The 15,780-nt window shown below is 55.4% G+C and carries 17 protein-coding genes; 9 read left to right on the forward strand and 8 right to left on the reverse strand.

The genetic code is table 11. The annotated features are described in order from the left end of the window. The first annotated feature begins 760 nt into the window (after positions 1 to 760). From I2D57_RS07625 to I2D57_RS07650, 6 genes are all read left to right on the forward strand, one after another. Positions 761 to 1,465 carry a CDP-alcohol phosphatidyltransferase family protein gene (locus I2D57_RS07625; protein WP_195362048.1) on the forward strand — a complete coding sequence of 235 codons (705 nt, stop codon included), beginning with the start codon at positions 761 to 763 and terminating at the stop codon, positions 1,463 to 1,465. A 66-nt stretch (positions 1,466 to 1,531) separates the two neighbouring features. Then, on the forward strand, positions 1,532 to 1,966 hold the full coding sequence (locus I2D57_RS07630) for an FHA domain-containing protein (RefSeq protein WP_006236002.1): 435 nt from the start codon (positions 1,532 to 1,534) through the stop codon (positions 1,964 to 1,966). Between the two features lie 3 nt (positions 1,967 to 1,969). Continuing rightward, the gene (gene ftsR / locus I2D57_RS07635) at positions 1,970 to 2,848 is read left to right on the forward strand and encodes a transcriptional regulator FtsR (protein WP_148346656.1); all 879 of its coding nucleotides are present in this window, start codon (positions 1,970 to 1,972) and stop codon (positions 2,846 to 2,848) included. A 39-nt stretch (positions 2,849 to 2,887) separates the two neighbouring features. Further along, complete coding sequence (locus I2D57_RS07640; protein WP_195362049.1) at positions 2,888 to 3,418, forward strand: adenine phosphoribosyltransferase; 531 nt, start codon at positions 2,888 to 2,890, stop codon at positions 3,416 to 3,418. 32 nt (positions 3,419 to 3,450) lie between these two features. Continuing rightward, on the forward strand, positions 3,451 to 4,578 hold the full coding sequence (locus tag I2D57_RS07645) for a coiled-coil domain-containing protein (RefSeq protein WP_195362050.1): 1,128 nt from the start codon (positions 3,451 to 3,453) through the stop codon (positions 4,576 to 4,578). Positions 4,579 to 4,742: 164 nt separating this feature from the next. Then, positions 4,743 to 5,609 carry a DegV family protein gene (locus tag I2D57_RS07650; RefSeq protein WP_195362051.1) on the forward strand — a complete coding sequence of 289 codons (867 nt, stop codon included), beginning with the start codon at positions 4,743 to 4,745 and terminating at the stop codon, positions 5,607 to 5,609. 72 nt (positions 5,610 to 5,681) lie between these two features. Here I2D57_RS07650 and I2D57_RS07655 read toward each other — a convergent pair whose 3' ends face one another. Then, positions 5,682 to 6,293 (reverse strand): DUF1836 domain-containing protein, encoded by a 612-nt coding sequence (locus tag I2D57_RS07655; RefSeq protein WP_195362052.1) that lies wholly within the window; start codon positions 6,291 to 6,293, stop codon positions 5,682 to 5,684. Between the two features lie 152 nt (positions 6,294 to 6,445). Further along, positions 6,446 to 7,384, reverse strand: coding sequence for an NAD(P)/FAD-dependent oxidoreductase (locus I2D57_RS07660; RefSeq protein ID WP_195362053.1), 939 nt, complete (start codon positions 7,382 to 7,384; stop codon positions 6,446 to 6,448). 118 nt (positions 7,385 to 7,502) lie between these two features. Here I2D57_RS07660 and I2D57_RS07665 point away from each other — a divergent pair, with 118 nt between their 5' ends. Continuing rightward, on the forward strand, positions 7,503 to 8,804 hold the full coding sequence (locus tag I2D57_RS07665; protein WP_195362054.1) for an MGDG synthase family glycosyltransferase: 1,302 nt from the start codon (positions 7,503 to 7,505) through the stop codon (positions 8,802 to 8,804). A gap of 456 nt (positions 8,805 to 9,260) precedes the next feature. Here I2D57_RS07665 and dut read toward each other — a convergent pair whose 3' ends face one another. From dut to I2D57_RS07680, 3 genes are read right to left on the reverse strand one after another with little or no spacing between them, the layout of a single operon-like run. Beyond that, positions 9,261 to 9,704: a dUTP diphosphatase gene (dut, locus tag I2D57_RS07670; RefSeq protein WP_195362055.1), complete on the reverse strand. Its 444-nt coding sequence runs from the start codon at positions 9,702 to 9,704 to the stop codon at positions 9,261 to 9,263. Between the two features lie 4 nt (positions 9,705 to 9,708). Continuing rightward, positions 9,709 to 10,152: a transcriptional regulator NrdR gene (nrdR, locus tag I2D57_RS07675; protein WP_022093781.1), complete on the reverse strand. Its 444-nt coding sequence runs from the start codon at positions 10,150 to 10,152 to the stop codon at positions 9,709 to 9,711. A 51-nt stretch (positions 10,153 to 10,203) separates the two neighbouring features. After that, positions 10,204 to 10,653 carry a LysM peptidoglycan-binding domain-containing protein gene (locus tag I2D57_RS07680; RefSeq protein ID WP_195362056.1) on the reverse strand — a complete coding sequence of 150 codons (450 nt, stop codon included), beginning with the start codon at positions 10,651 to 10,653 and terminating at the stop codon, positions 10,204 to 10,206. Between the two features lie 163 nt (positions 10,654 to 10,816). Here I2D57_RS07680 and lexA point away from each other — a divergent pair, with 163 nt between their 5' ends. Together lexA and I2D57_RS07690 are read left to right on the forward strand one after the other, a co-directional pair. Further along, positions 10,817 to 11,461 (forward strand): transcriptional repressor LexA, encoded by a 645-nt coding sequence (gene lexA / locus I2D57_RS07685; RefSeq protein ID WP_195362057.1) that lies wholly within the window; start codon positions 10,817 to 10,819, stop codon positions 11,459 to 11,461. Further along, positions 11,461 to 12,165: a heparan-alpha-glucosaminide N-acetyltransferase gene (locus tag I2D57_RS07690; protein ID WP_195362058.1), complete on the forward strand. Its 705-nt coding sequence runs from the start codon at positions 11,461 to 11,463 to the stop codon at positions 12,163 to 12,165. Before lexA ends, I2D57_RS07690 begins: the two co-directional genes overlap by 1 nt. On the opposite strand, the gene hflX is transcribed toward I2D57_RS07690, so the two are convergent. The 3 genes from hflX to miaB are packed head-to-tail and all read right to left on the reverse strand — an operon-like array spanning position 12,150 to position 15,747. Beyond that, positions 12,150 to 13,439 carry a GTPase HflX gene (gene hflX, locus I2D57_RS07695; RefSeq protein ID WP_195362059.1) on the reverse strand — a complete coding sequence of 430 codons (1,290 nt, stop codon included), beginning with the start codon at positions 13,437 to 13,439 and terminating at the stop codon, positions 12,150 to 12,152. The two genes, I2D57_RS07690 and hflX, sit on opposite strands and share 16 nt — an antisense overlap. Next, a complete protein-coding gene (miaA, locus tag I2D57_RS07700) occupies positions 13,439 to 14,377 on the reverse strand; it encodes a tRNA (adenosine(37)-N6)-dimethylallyltransferase MiaA (RefSeq protein WP_195362060.1) in 939 nt (312 codons plus the stop codon). The genes hflX and miaA overlap by 1 nt, the downstream gene beginning before the upstream one ends. Next, positions 14,377 to 15,747, reverse strand: a complete 1,371-nt coding sequence (gene miaB, locus I2D57_RS07705) for a tRNA (N6-isopentenyl adenosine(37)-C2)-methylthiotransferase MiaB (protein WP_055285164.1) — start codon at positions 15,745 to 15,747, stop codon at positions 14,377 to 14,379. Before miaB ends, miaA begins: the two co-directional genes overlap by 1 nt. Positions 15,748 to 15,780: the final 33 nt, after the last annotated feature.

Here is a 15,780-nt window from a genome sequence, read left to right on the forward strand (position 1 = left end):
CTCTTAGGATTAGTTTGAGAAGAAGTCGACAGTACATTTAGAAGCACCTACGTTCCTCAAAGCATCGTTAGATTAATAATGACAGACCGAATGAAGATGCGTGCGACGGGGGCGAGGCGAATGGCTGAGCGGTATCGATACGCTGGTTCAACGGTATCACATTGGCCACATAGCTCCTGAATCCGCAGTTGATTAGAAACAGAAGGGTCCACCTGCGGGAACCCAGAGAGACGACGATTCGGGGCTCCCACCCCCGTTGATTAAGTCATTGGCTGCACCGCGCTTGCACCGCGCTCCTCGAAGCCGATAATATGCTATTTGGACAAACCGCGCTGAGCTGGTAAAATTACATACGCGGAAATGCGCTACTTGCGCTATTTGCGCGTGTTTTAACAAAATTAGCACAGGTCAGGGTCATTCTGACCCCGCTGGGGGTCAAGGGGTCGCTGGTTCGAATCCAGTCGTCCCGACCAGAAGTTTGCAGGTCAGGCACCTAGTGCCTGGCTTTTTTATTAAATTGCTTAAAGCAACGAAGAATCAACGACTGCACCGCTCGATACGTATGCGAATCAAAACGTGTACGTCAGCCTCCAAAATCGAAAATTTTCGAAATGTTTGGAGGCTGATGTACACAAATGCATGGTCTCGCCCCGCCCACAACACCCTCCACATGTCTGGACTCTCTATGGCTTGGCTGGATAAACATCGCCGGAACGGGTATAGTATCGAAAGTTTTGTCGTTAACCAGCGGGGGAGTCCTGTGGGCATCAAAAAGAAGATCAAAAAGGAGCTTATCGGCACTTCCGATTACCCGTCGAATAAGATCTTTACGATCTCCAATTTCATCACCTTTACGCGCCTGATCCTCACCCTGGTATTTCTGTACCTGTTTGTGACGGATAACAACCGCGTCATCGCCATCGCAATCTACGCCGTTGCCGCCTCCACCGACTGGATGGACGGTCAGATCGCCCGCATGACCAAGACGGTCTCGTGGCTCGGCAAGGTCATGGATCCCATCTGCGACCGTGCGCTGCTGTTCACCGGCGTCTTGGGACTGGTGGTTCGCGGAGAACTGCCCATCTGGGTCTGCGTGCTCATTATTGGCCGCGACATCTATCTGGGCATCGGCACGCTTATCGTTCGTCATTATCACCGTCGCCCCATCGATGTCGTCTTCCCCGGAAAGATTGCCACAGCGCTGCTCATGACCGGCTTCTCGCTTATGCTGCTCGGGTTCCCCGTTATTGACGGCCTGCATCTTTTACCTTCAACCCTTACGGCCTTCCCGGGCCTCAACGGAAGCTCGGTGCCCCTCGGCATCTTCTTTGTGTACGGCGGCGTGATCTTCTCCATGCTCACCGCTGTCATCTACTCCATTAAGGGCGGAGCGGCCATTAAACAGGCTCTCACGCATCCCGAGGACGAGGACATCGACTTTCTGAACCCTGAAATCGAAGACTGATTCGTTGGGGTATGATTACGTACGGTTCATTATTTGCGGCACGTCCGCGATAAGTTAGGGGTTGTCATGGACAACATGGTTAACAATATGCCTCAGAATGATAAGACTGCTGACGCTACCTGCGTATTCCGCGTGCCTTCAAGCGACGTCACCGTTCCCGACCTCATGGCCAACGTGCGCATCACCGCCCCCGTTCTGTCCATCGTCAAGGGTCCGCAGACTGGTGCCGCCTTTGAGCTCGAGGACGACGTGACCACCATCGGTCGCGATCCCGCGAACGGCATCTTCCTCAACGACATGACCGTTTCGCGCAGCCATGCGCGCATTATTCGCGAGGGCCTCGGCGCTCGCATCGAGGACCTGGGCTCGCTCAATGGCACCTGGGTCGACGGTGCCATTGTCAATGCAGCCCCGCTGCACGACGGTTCTTCCGTTCAGATCGGTACGTTTACGCTCATCTACCACGAGAGCACGCCGGAGCGCATCGAAACCGGTGAGTAGGGCATGGCCGAACGCAACTATCTGAGTATCGGCCAAGTCGTCAACCTACTTCGAGGCGCATACCCCGATCTTTCGAACTCAAAAATTAGATTTCTAGAGGATGAGGGGCTCATTACCCCTCATCGTACGCCTAAGGGATACCGTCAGTACTCCAAGGAGGACGTTGATCGTCTGGAGGTCATCCTGCACTTGCAGAAGACCCGCTACATGCCGCTCAACGTGATTAAGCAGCGCTTGGAAAACGCCACGGACCTGTCAACGCTCGCCTACGAGGTGGGCTTGCTATCCGATGTTCCGCTCAAGACGGAGCCCAAGGAGACTAAGCAAAAGCTGCATCCCATCGAGACCATTCCCGATATGTTGGGCGTCGAAATTTCGTTTATCCGCTCGCTCGCCGAGAACGACCTCATTCGCATCATCAAGAGTCCGCAGAATCGCGAGCTTGTAGATGGTCGCGATTTTCCGATTATCCGCTACTGCTCCGAGCTGTCACGCTTCCATATCGAGCCGCGCAACCTGCGTCAGTACGTGTCTTCCGCCAACCGCGAGTCCTCGATGTTTGAGCAGGTGCTCGTGAGCATGCTCGGAATGGATACCTCCGATGACGAGCGCGACGCCAAGCTCGAGCGTGCGTTTAAGAAGCTTCACGACCTGACGGAGGGCGTGCACACCGCGCTGCTCAAGAACCGCGTTTTTGAGTCGCTCAACGCCGTGGTCGAGGACGCCGACATCGATGCACTCGATGAGGAAATCACGCGTTCCGAGTCCACCAAGGCCAAAAACGAAGAGCCAGCCGCGCCGGTTTCGCACGAGGATTCTCTCGTAAAGCCGCTCAAAGTCGTCGCCCCTTCGCAATCCGGCGCCGCCACCGCGGGCAAATAACCGCTGCTGAAATTTCGGCAATCCATGAAAGGTCACGCCATGTATGACTTCGAATCTCATATCGTCGATATTCCCGACTATCCCGAACCCGGAGTCGTATTTAAGGACATCACGCCGCTCTTTGGCAATCCCGAGGCTCTCAAAGCCATGACCGATGCCCTCGCCGAGCACTTTGCCGGCATGGGAATCACCAAGGTCGTGGGTCCCGAGGCTCGCGGCTTTATGGTTGGCGTACCGGTGGCTGTAGCCCTTGGCGCCGGCTTTGTTCCCGCACGTAAACCGGGAAAGCTGCCGCGCGAGACCGTGAGCCAGAGCTACGAGCTCGAGTACGGCACCGATTCAATTGAGATCCATGCCGACGCTATCAGCTCTAAAGATACCGTGTTGATTCTGGACGACTTGGTCGCGACGGGCGGAACCGTCGAGGCAACAGGTAAACTGGTGCGAGATATGGGCGCAAAGCTTGTCGGTTATGGTTGTATCCTTGAGCTTGCGTTTCTCAACCCGCGCGAGAAGCTCACGCCGTCTGATGACGATGTGGAGCTCTTTAGCCTGGTGACGGTGGACTAGCCGTTACCCTTAGTTACTGGAAAGGAAGCTACATGCGCACAGCAAACACGCATAGAAACATGGCACGCTGCGCTGCTACGGCAACCCTCGCTTGTGTTTTGGGCTTGGGCCTCGCGGCTCCTGCCTACGCCGATACCGCATCCGACCTTGCCGCTGCTCGTACGAAGCTCGAGCAGATCGGTACCCAAACCCAGCAGATTTACGATGAGCTCGCAACGCAGACGCAGGCGCTCGATCAGACTGCTGGCGAGATCACGCAAAAGCAGCAGGAGATCGCCGATGGTCAGGCCAAGCTCTCGACCTATGTCGCCGGCGAGTACAAAACCGGCGGTCTGAGCCTGCTTCAGGTTCTGACGGGCGTCGATGACCTGAGCGATATGCTCAACCGTCTGTTCTACTACGGCAAAGTTTCCGATAAGCAGGCTCAGACCATTCAAGAGGTCAAGGAGCTCAAACAGCAGCTCACCGATAAGCAGGCCGAGCAGGAAAAGAACGTCGCCACCACGCAAAAGAAGGTCGACGAGCTTAACGCCCAGCAGGCTGAAGCACAGAACGTCGTAAACTCTCTGGATTCACAGCTGCAGGCTGAGCTTGCCGCTGAGGCCGAGGCCAACGCCGCGCTGCAGGCCGGCATCAACGCCAGTACCGCCGAGAAGGCCACGGTGAGCAACGAGACTGCCGGTGCGACCGAGAACACCAACAACGGTGGCCAGACCAGCAATAACAACAACAAGGGCGGCAACACTCCGGCTCCTACGCCGGCACCTGCTCCGACACCGCAGCCCCCCACGCCTGCCCCGGCTCCGACGCCTTCTGCTCCGAGCCAGTCCGTCGATGGCGGTTCTGTTGTCTCGCGTGCATACAGCAAGCTTGGTTGCGCCTATTCCTGGGGCGGAATTGGCCCGAACAGTTTCGACTGCTCTGGTTTTGTTAGCTATTGCCTCACTGGTCGCTATTGCCGCCTGGGCACCACGGGCACCTTTATGGGCTGGACGCGTGTGTCCGATCCGCAGCCCGGTGACGTTGTGGTCAACTCGTACCACACCGGCATTTACATCGGTGGTGGTCAGATGATTCATGCTTCCGACTACAACACGGGTGTTATCATCAGCTCCGTTGCCGCCGGCATGAACAACAACTACATTTTCGTGCGCTACTAAGTATTCAGATAAAGCAAACGGATATGGACCTCGTGGCTTTGAGTCATGGGGTCCATTCTTTTGCCTTTCGTGCAGTCCGCTATCTAGTTTTGAATACTAGATAGCGGCCCAATCGGTCTACAAGATGGCTATAATTGAATGGGAACGATTAGAAAGGACCCTCTATGAGCTGGGCACTTATCTCCGATTCAAGCTGCAACCTCCGCGATTGGCAACCGACCGCGCCCCATACCACCTTTGCATTTGCGCCCCTCAAAATTCGAGTGGGGGAGCGTGAATTCGTCGATGACCTTTCGCTCGATGTTCATGAGCTCAACTGCGCTGTTCAGGCGGAGACGAACGCTTCTTCGAGCGCTTGTCCCAGCGTAGGGGAGTGGGCCGAGCTCTTCAAATTGGCAGACAAGACCATCTGCATGCCGATCTCTGAGGGCGTGTCGGGCAGCTACAACGCGGCAGCCACGGCTCGCGATATGGTTCTTGCCGAGGAACCGGACCGACAGATTCATCTAGTCAATTCACGCGCAGCTGGCGGCAAAATGGACCTCATTTTCCTGCTGTTCGACCGCTATCTTGCAAGCAACCCGGATGTCTCATTCGAGGATGCTTGCGCATACTTCGATAGTCTTGAACAGAACAGCAAAATCCTCTTCAGTTTGTGCAATTACGAAAACCTCGCCAAAGCCGGACGTATCCCTAAGGCAGCCGGCGTTATTGCCAACAAGCTCAATATCCGCATTTTGGGCACGGCGAGCGAGGCCGGTAAAATCGAACTCGTCGGGCACACGCGAGGCGAAAAGAAGATGCTCAACAAGATTATCGATACCATGGAAGCCGAGGGCTTTACGGGCGGTGAGGTCATCATCGATCACGTTGAGAACGAAGCTGGAGCCCAGGCGCTTACTGATCGCATAGTCGAACATTGGCCCGGCTCCAAGACCATCATCATGCCCTGCAACGGCCTAGATTCCTATTACGCCGAGATGCACGGCCTCATCATCGGCTACGGCATGGGCGTAGCTTCAGGCAAATAAAGTCCAACCAAGCAAAATACGGGCGGGACAAAGCGACAGATGGCTCTTTGTCCCGCCCGTTTTATACGTCGGCTAGCTATTAAACCCGTTGAACTTGAGATAGCTCATCAAGTAAGCCTTCGAAACAAAGGATGAAACCGCACTGCGCACAAGCAGCGACTCACGCGTTACCTGATGCGCCGTATCGGGAACCGGCGTCTGCTCGACGGAAAACGCCGAACGAATCGATGCCTCGAGCTGATCGACCACATAATCAAAGGCCGTCGGAGCATCGTAGCTCAAACGCTGAATGTTAAAGAGAGCCTGCACCGCAGCAATAGGTAGCACCTGCTTAAAGATGCAGATAGCGATCAGGCGGGCAATCTGCTCGCGGCCATATTGCTTTTTGACCGGAGCGGGCACCAGGCCGACCTTCACATAGTTATTGATCATCGATGGCGTAATGACAGGCTGCTCAACGCAAATGGATAGCGGCTCCATCCACAGCGCAACATACTCAATGACCTGGTCGCGGTAGAGCGTCACATTGGGCAACTGGTCATAGCGCGGCAGACTCAACGTATTGAGTTTGCGCACGATATCGGACTGAATAAATGCATCGGGCAGCACAGTGGGCTGAATATCCTCAGGCTTAATGCTGACCGACGAATCAGACATCGGAATAACGTGTTTAACGTGGTTCATAAAGGTCCTCCGTTCATTTTCTATATTGTATTCTAGGTTATCTAGTTTTGCATACCACATAGCCGGCAAGAAAATGGCAGGACAGTGCACCGATGCATCGTCCCGCCATTTAGTTAATTGATAGCAACCTTACATAAGATATATTATCGTACTTATGCGTGTAGGAAAGCGTATGCGCTGGTTGCCGCTATAGCTCCGTCCGAAACGGCGGTCACAACCTGGCGTAAACGCTTGGAACGGATATCGCCGGCAGCGAATAAGCCGGGTGTACGGGTGGCCATGGACTTATCGGTAAGGATACCACCATCGGGCCCCAGATCGACCAGATGCTCGACAAGTTCGGTATGAGGTTGCGTGCCGGCAAAGACAAAAATGCCAAACGAGCCAGGTTCAAAGGTCTCAGTATGCGTCTTGCCGCTCGCATTGTCCTTGAAGGTAATTGTCGTGGGCATCGCTTCACCAGAAAGCTCAACAATACTAGTTTGGTACCTAACTGAAATATTGTCCTTAGCAAGCACTTTATTCACAACGCCCTCGGGTGCACGGAACTGATCGCGACGCAGCACGATGGTCACGCTGCTGGCAATGTCGGACAGGAACAGCGCCTCTTCGCATGCCGAATTGCCGCCTCCGATAACAAAGACCTGCTTGCCGCGGAAGAACATGCCGTCACACGTCGCGCAGTACGAAACGCCACGACCGCGATACGTGTCCTCGCCAACAAAACCCGCAGGACGCGGCGTGGCACCCATGCAAGCGATAACGCTCCTAGCCGTCGTGTCGCCCATATCATGATGAATGGTAAATTGAGCCGCATCGGCATCGTAATCGACGCCTGTCACCATACTCCATTCAACCTGAGCCCCCAGGCCTTCAGCATGCTGTTGGAATCGCTCACCAAGTTCAGCACCGCTCAGCAGCGGAATGCCAGGATAATTCTCGATCTCGTCGGTCGTGGCGATCTGTCCGCCCGACATGCCCTGCTCAAGGACAGTCGTCGTCAGGTTGGCGCGCGCCGCATAAATGGCGGCAGCATAGCCCGCGGGGCCGCCGCCGATAATCGCAACGTCGATCGTCTGCTCGGTAGTCATGAAGAGTCCTCTCGTCGAAACGTTGTCGTTCTTTGCGCTCATACCCAAATTTATGTGAACGTGACACTCATGCACTACAATGATAAACCCATGTTACAACGTCGAAGGGGAGTTATCGATGGATCAAGCGCAGACGAGCGACGACGCTTCCCTGCTCACGCACAGTACTCCCCAATCGAAGCAAACCGTGCCCTTGGCTCAGAAAAAACCGCTCGTGACCATCGTGCACGCCTCGGTCGGCTCGGGCCACAAGGCCGCCGCAAATGCGATTGCGCAGGCATTCGACCTCTTCCGCGGCACCAATGGCATCCCCGAGGATGTTGAGATTGAAGTGCTCGATATCCTTGATTTTGGACGTATTAAATTCGACGGCAATAAGACCGCGGCTTCTTTCACGGGAGCCACGCGCCCCATTTACGACCTGACCTGGCGATATACGCTTACAGGACATCTTCTCTGGGGTGGCGGCACGGCATGGTCGCGAATTATGTTCCCCGCCTTCAACGAATATATTCGTAGCCGCAGGCCCATAGCCGTGGTCGCAACGCACATCACAGCAGCCAATGTTGCCGTGGGCGCCCGCGTAATTACGGGTATCGATTATCCGGTCACCTGCGTGCCGACCGACTACGAAGTCGAGGGCTGGTGGCCCCACAAGGACACCGATCTATTCTGTGTTGCCAACGAATTTATGGCCGAAACGCTGCGTCCGCGCAAGGTGCCCGAGGCAAAGATTCGCATTACCGGCATCCCTATTCGCGCCGGATTCGACACGAATTACGATCGCGAGGAAGAGCTAACCAAGTTCAACCTCCCCACCGACAAGACCGTCGTGCTGGTAATGGCCGGCGCCAGCTTGCCCCAGCCTTACGTCCGCTTTCGCGCGGCGATGGACCACACACTCCCCTTCCTGCGCAGCTTCGAAGACATGCACTTTGTCTTTTTGCCCGGCAAAGACGTGGAGTATGCCACCCGGCTGAAGACGCTCTTCGATGCCATGAAGCTCGAGAACGTCACGGTGTTGGACTATGTCGACGACATGGCGGCCCTCATGCACGGCTGCGACTTGGCAATCCTCAAATCGGGCGGACTCACGGTCACCGAGTGCCTCTGCGCGCATCTGCCGATGATCCTGCTGGGCAAGTCATATGGCCAGGAAAAGGCCAACACCACCATGCTCACCGGCATGGGCGCCAGCATGCACGTCACCACGGCACGAGAGCTCATCGTAACGTTGCGCCACCTGCACGACCATCCCGAATCACTCAAAGCCCTGCTCATCAACGGCGAAGTACTACGCCGCCCCCATGCAGCCAAAGACATCGCCGTCGCCACCATGGAACTCGTAGGCAAACCCCAAAAGCGCAAACGAGCCTTCTGCCGCTTCTACTGGGGCGGGAAGCCTGCTCATATCCGCTAGCGTCGGACTGTTCGCTTGCCCGTGGGGGCCTATATATCATCCCGTGCTCAAACATTCTCACTACGCTGCGAAACTGCGCGCGGGACGATATATAGGCCCCCACGGGCAAGCTGCGTTTACGCACTAGCAGCTAAACTAGATTCCCCTCCAGTAGAACCAACAAAGGCGAGACCGGAAAAGATAAATACAGTTAGCCGATGCGACAAAGAGACTATTCCTTTGTCGCATCGGCTAACTAGAATGTAAATTTTTTCAAGCGAGTAGCCGCCCGCCCGCCTCTCTCACATATCGTTCCACGCGCAGTTTCGCAGCGAGCGAAGCGACGCGAGAATGTTTGAGCATGGAATGATATGTGTGAGAGACGGGCGGGAGGGATACGAGCGCCCCCGCGAGAATGTTTGAGCATGGGATGATATATAGGCGGGTCGGGCCAGTCAGCGGACAGTACGTAAACGACTAAGCGACGCCGCTAGAACCGAAACCGCCGGCTCCTCGGTCGGTTTTATCTAGTTCTTCTACTTCTATGAGGTTGACCGTGGGGACTTCTTGGATGACGAGTTGGGCTATGCGGTCGCCTTTGTTGATTTGGATATTGTTGGTGGGATCCAGGTTGATGAGGATAACCTTGAGTTCTCCTCGGTAGTGGGCGTCGATGAGGCCCGGCGTGTTGACTATAGACAGGCCCTGCTTGATAGCCAAGCCGCTGCGGGGCTGGACGAAGCCGGCGTAGCCATCGGGCAGGGCGATAGCCAGCCCAGTAGAGACCAGACGGCGTTCGAAGGGCTTCAGGACGCAGTCCTCGTTGGAGCGCAAATCCAAGCCGGCATCAGTGGGATGGGCGTATTTGGGAAGCTCGACAGTGGGGTCGAGACGCTTAATGTTAACGGTAATGTTGGACATGAAATCACCTTAGCTTGTCGAGCTCTTGCAGAAACTCATCGACGTCTTTGAAATCGCGGTAGACCGAGGCAAAGCGGATGTACGCCACCTTGTCAATCTTGGCCAAGCGCTTGAGCACCATGTCACCCAACTCATGAGACGTGACGGCCGTCAGCGTGCGAGAGCGCAGTTCGACCTCGATGTCGTCGATAATCTCATTGAGCTTCTTAGTGTCGATATCGCGCTTGATGGTGGCGCGCATCAAGCCGACGAGCAGCTTATTGCGATCGAACCGCTGCTTAGTTCCGTCCGACTTAATGACCTCGATTGGGTCTTCACATCGCTCGAACGTTGTAAAGCGGTAGTTACACGAGCAACATTCGCGACGACGCTTAATGGTGTTATTTGACTCCTGCATACGGGAATCAACGACGCGGGTATGTGCCTTGCCGCATTTGGGACAGCGCATGGTACCTCCTCTTAAACGATAACAAGGGTACCATGCGCAGCGCGATAATGATTACGAACGAGCAGGAACCTTAAGATGCGCACCGGCGGCGAGCGAACCATGCTCCAGATGATTGACGTTACGGATCATGTCGGAAGTCTCTTGCGTGGAAAGGCCTTCGATTGGATATTCCTCGGCAAGCGACCAAAGAGAATCGCCAGGCTGAACGCGAATGGTCTCGTAGGTAACGTTGGAAACGGACTCGGCATACGCGGCGTGACGCGCGCTAAAGACCGACGTAGCGAGGACAAAGAAGAGCGTAAGCGCAACGGCAACGGCGACAATCGTCGGAACCTTCAGGGCAACGCGGGCCGGCGCGACTGCAGCCTGCTGATTGCGAGCAGGCTTTACGGTCAAAGGCTGAAAGCTGAAGCGGCCACCCTGAACAACCGTAAAAGTGGGTTCTGCAGGCGTCTCGAGCTTAAGGGCGAGGTTTCCCTGGACCATATTCGTTGCGTTCATCATGTTCTCCTCTCGCGTGTTTTGCTGAGAACAGTTTTATCAAGCCGCGCGGACAAAAATGTCTAGCGCGAGAACGAATGTTCGGTTATTATTATCTTCGAACAGTTGTTCCTGTCAAGCAAAATTCGAACATTTGTTTGACATGGGTAGAGAGGATGCCCTGATGGCTCGCAAAATTACCAAGCGTCAGCAGCAAATTTACGACTTCATCAAGGAATATCAGCAGGAGAAGGGTTATCCGCCCAGCGTGCGCGAGATGGCTTCTGCTGTGGGCCTTTCCTCCCCCAGCACCGTGCACGCCCATCTATCTGCCCTGGAGGCGCGCGGGCTACTCAAGCGCGATGCCACTAAACCGCGCGCCCTGGAACTCTTTAACGAGGACGGTTCCTCTGTCTCAATTTCTAAATCTGACGAGCCCACCACACCTCGCGGAACGGTCTCGCTACCGCTCGTTGGTCGCGTCGCGGCAGGAATTCCCATTCTGGCCGAGCAGAATATCGAAGACACTTTTACTATCCCGACCGAAATCGCCACCGATCAGGGTTCCTTTATCCTTGAGGTGCATGGGAGCTCAATGATCAATGTCGGCATCTTCAATGGCGATTACATCATCGTCCGTGAACAAAAGAGTGCCATGAACGGCGAAATTGTCGTGGCCATGATTGATGGTTCAGCGACCGTCAAGACGTTCTACAAGGAGCAGGGACGCGTACGCCTGCAGCCCGAGAATGACACCATGGAGCCTATCTATGCAACGAATCCCGTTATCTTGGGCAAAGTCGTCGGCTTGATGCGCCGGTTCTCGTAATGCAAAAACGCATCACCATCTTTGATACCGTCCGCGGGTTTACGATGATTTCAATGGCAGGTTTTCACGCTTGCTACGATCTCGCCTACCTGTACGACTGGGATATGCCCTGGTTTACCCAGACTGTCTTTCAAGACATCTGGCGCGCTAGTATCAGCTGGGTATTTTTGTTTATCGCCGGTTGGATGTGCACGCTCTCGCGTAATAACGTTAAGCGCGCCCTCAAATATGCAGCTGCAGCCTTGATCGTATGGATGGCAACGACACTGGTATCAGTCGACGATTCGGTAAACTTTGGCATCATTTATTGCATGGCGGCGTGCACCGCGGTGGTCGCACTCACCCGTCCGTTACTCCAAAAATTACCGAGCACGTGGGGCATCGCAGCGTGCCTTATTCTATTTGCCCTAACCTGGGGCATTCCAAAAGCGGTCTACCCACTCCCCTACCTGGCATGGCTTGGATTCCCAGGCCCGGGTTTTGTTTCGGGAGACTACTATCCGCTCATTCCGTTTGTCTTTATGTACCTTACCGGCTTTTTTACTGCCCAGGCAGTAAATGTATCAAGCCTCGAAGCGCCAGCATGGGCATACGCCAATCCCATCCCGGCGCTCGCAGTCCTCGGTCGGCATGCCTTACCGTTCTACCTGCTCCATCAGCCTGTCATTCTAGGCGTACTAGAGCTCGTTTATTCTGTACGATAGCGCTCAAGACGCGGCGCGATACGGGCCGGTAGCTTCACCACAATACGAACGCCGTCCTCAAGATATTCCTCGTGCAAAAGGGTTCCCTGCTCATGCACCAGCGTGATGAGGGCGCCCTCGCGATACGGGATATCGGCAGAGAGCAACACATCGGTGGCAGCCGCCTCACGAGCAATACGGTCGACGAGATCGTCGAGCCCCTCGCCCGTTTGGGCCGAAAACAGCACAGCCTCGGAATAGCGACGACGGAAACTTAATCGATCAACGCTATCGAGAAGATCGATTTTATTGAATACGGTCAGCGTTAAACGCTCTCCAGCGCCGATCTCATCAAGCACGCGGTCGACAGCCTCCAGCTGTCGCTCATAGTCCTCGTCAGACGCATCTACGACTTTGAGAATTAGATCGGCACCCAACACCTCGGACAGCGTGGACTTAAAGGCATCAACGAGACCATGCGGTAGCTTTTGAATAAAGCCAACGGTATCGGTAATCGTCATGCCGCGACCGCCGGGCAGGCGATACGAACGCGTCGTCGGGTCGAGCGTAGCAAACAGCTTGTCCTGCGAAAGTACCGTAGAGCCGGTCAGGCGATTGAGCAACGTCGATTTACCGGCATTGGTATAACCGGCTAACGCGACGCGAAACGCCGGTGACTCAATGCGGCTCTTGGACTGGACATCGCGACGCTGCTCAACCTGCTTGAGCTCACGACGAAGCGCGGCAATCTTATTGCGAATCAAGCGACGGTCAACCTCGAGCTGGCTTTCACCCTGGCCAAAGCGCGAACCGATGCCGCCGCGCGTCTGCTCCTTGGCAAGATGGCTCCACATGCCACGCAGACGAGGCAACAGATATTGAAGCTGCGCCAGCTGTACCTGTAGGCATCCCTCACGCGTCTGAGCATGCAGGCCAAAGATATCCAAGATCAGTGCTGTACGATCGATAATCTTTACCGGCTCACCCACGGCTTTCTCCAAATAGGATTGCTGCGAGGGCGTCAGGTCGTCGTCAAAAATAACGACATCGGCATCCATGCGATGCACCAGGCCGCACAGCTCTTCAACCTTACCGGAACCGATAAACGATTTTGGATACGGCTTAACCAGACGCTGTGACAAACGCGCCACGCACTGGGCGCCAGCCGTATGGGCCAGGCGCTCAAGCTCGTCAAGCGAACGATCGAGCGGCCATGCATTGTCGCGCCACTCAACACCAACTAATATGGCACGCTCGGGCTCGGGTGTCGTGGGAACAAGGGGGAAACGGGCCATTAGGCAGCCTCAATACGATGCAGGATGTCCTCAACGGCCTCATCGATCGTAAACTCGTCCATATCAAACCACACGATACGGTCATCGCGCTTAAACCACGAAAGCTGACGTTTGGCATAGCGACGCGAACGCATCTTGATGAGTTCGCGAGCCTCATCCATAGAAATCACGCCATTGAAAGCATCAATGATCTCTTTATAGCCAATTGCCTGCATCGAAGTAAGGGCATCTCCCAGCCCCTGGTCCATAAGACCGCGAACCTCATCAACGAGACCCTGTTCAAACATCAGATCGACACGCAGGTTAATGCGCTCGTAGAGCACCTCGCGATTACGCGTCAGACCAAACCATAGAGCATGATAATGCTCGCGCGGAACACTAAACTGACTTTTTTGCTGTGCATAGGAGATACCATCATCATGCATCTCGAGCGCACGAATCACACGGCGCACGTTATGGGGATGAATAACAGCAGCCGATTCTGGGTCGCGCTCGGCAAGCAGGGCATGCAGTTCTTCCTCGCCAATACGCTCGGCAAGCTCCTGATAGCCCATACGACGATCGTCCTCAAGTTCACCCGAGGGAAAGTCCATCTCATCGAGGGCGGCCTTGAGATACAGCCCCGTACCTCCGCAAAAAACCGGCAGGCAACCCGAACCAAGGAGACGTTCAACATGCGCGCGAGCGTCAGCCTGATAAAGCGCAGCAGAATATGCCACACCCGGCTCTACAATGTCGACGAGACGCAGCGGCACCGTACACTCATCGGGCGCCATCTTTGCGGTACCGATGTCCATGCCGCGATAGATTTGCATCGCATCGCACGACAGCACTTCGGACGAAAGACGAGCTGCCAAACGGTCGGCAACATCACTCTTACCAACCGCCGTCGGACCGACGATCGCAACGGCGGAAAGTCCTGCCCCGGGAGAAACCATTAGCGCGGCTCGCCCACAACGGAGCCGGACAAATACCAGGTCTTGGCAACGTCAACGTCAACATCAACGATCTTGCCAACAAGCTGATCGATGCTGTAACCCTCGGGGATAGGCGCATGCACGGTCTGATTCTTGGGACTCTTGCCCAGCAGGACCGCGTCGTTCTTTTTACTCGTTCCCTCAATGAGCGCCGGCACCACAGTATGAAGCTCACCCTGGTTATACTCGTGTGCCGTAGTCTCGATAACCTTAACCAGGCGGTTGAAACGCTCGAGAATAACCTCATGCGGCGTAGGATCGTCAATCTCTGCGGCCGGGGTACCGGCGCGCTTGGAATAGATGAAGGTATAGGCCTGAGCATAGCGGACCGTCTCGGCAAGTGAGAGCGTCTGCTCAAAGTCCTCTTCAGTCTCGCCCGGGAAGCCAACGATAATATCGGTCGAGAGCGCGATATCGGGCATGCGGTTGCGAATGCGATCGACCAGGCCCAGATAGTCCTCGCGTGTATAACGGCGATTCATCTCTTTGAGGATACGCGTGGAGCCCGACTGAACGGCCAAGTGAAGCTGCGGCATGACGGCGGGCGTCTCGGCCATGGCGTCGATGGTCTCGGGCAGCAGATCCTTAGGATGAGAAGAGGTAAAGAAGATGCGCTCCACACCCGTATCACCCACGGCACGCAGCAGATCGGCAAAACGCGGCTTGCCAAACAGATCGCGACCATATGAGTTAACGTTTTGGCCCAGCAGCGTAATCTCGCGCACGCCCTGGCGCACCAAACCGGTCACCTCGTCGACAATTTCCTCGAAGGGGCGGCTCTTTTCGCGACCGCGCACGTACGGCACGATGCAATAGGTACAGAAATTATTGCAGCCCGTCATAATGGGCACCCAGGCGTGATACTGGGTCTCGCGATGCCACGGCATGCTCATGGCATCCGTATCCTCATGCTCATTGGTGCGGATATGACGCTTGCCATCAAGGAACGCCTCGGCAATGAGCTCGGCCACATGTGCGATGGAATGCGTACCAAAGATGACATTGACGTTATCGACGTTGGTGAGCAGGCCCTCGCCATCGCGCTGCGCGATGCAACCACCAACGGCAACCACACGCTTGCCCGAGGGTGAGGGCGGGAGGCTCTTACAAGAGTTGCACTGACCGTACAGGCGAGTATCGGCGGCCTCGCGCACGCAGCATGTCATGAAGACAACAATATCGGCATGCTCAGGATCGAGCGCCATGAGGCAACCATACGAATCGAGCAGACCGCTCACGCGCTCAGAGTCGTGCTGATTCATCTGGCAGCCAAAGGTGCGGATAAAGTAGGTTTTACCGGCAAGAATATCGCGTACGGAACGCTGGTCCATGTGCATAAGTCCTAACGATGGAGAGGGGGGGCG

Source organism: Collinsella aerofaciens, from assembly GCF_015553355.1.
In the GTDB taxonomy this organism is placed as follows: Bacteria; Actinomycetota; Coriobacteriia; order Coriobacteriales; family Coriobacteriaceae; genus Collinsella; species Collinsella aerofaciens_V.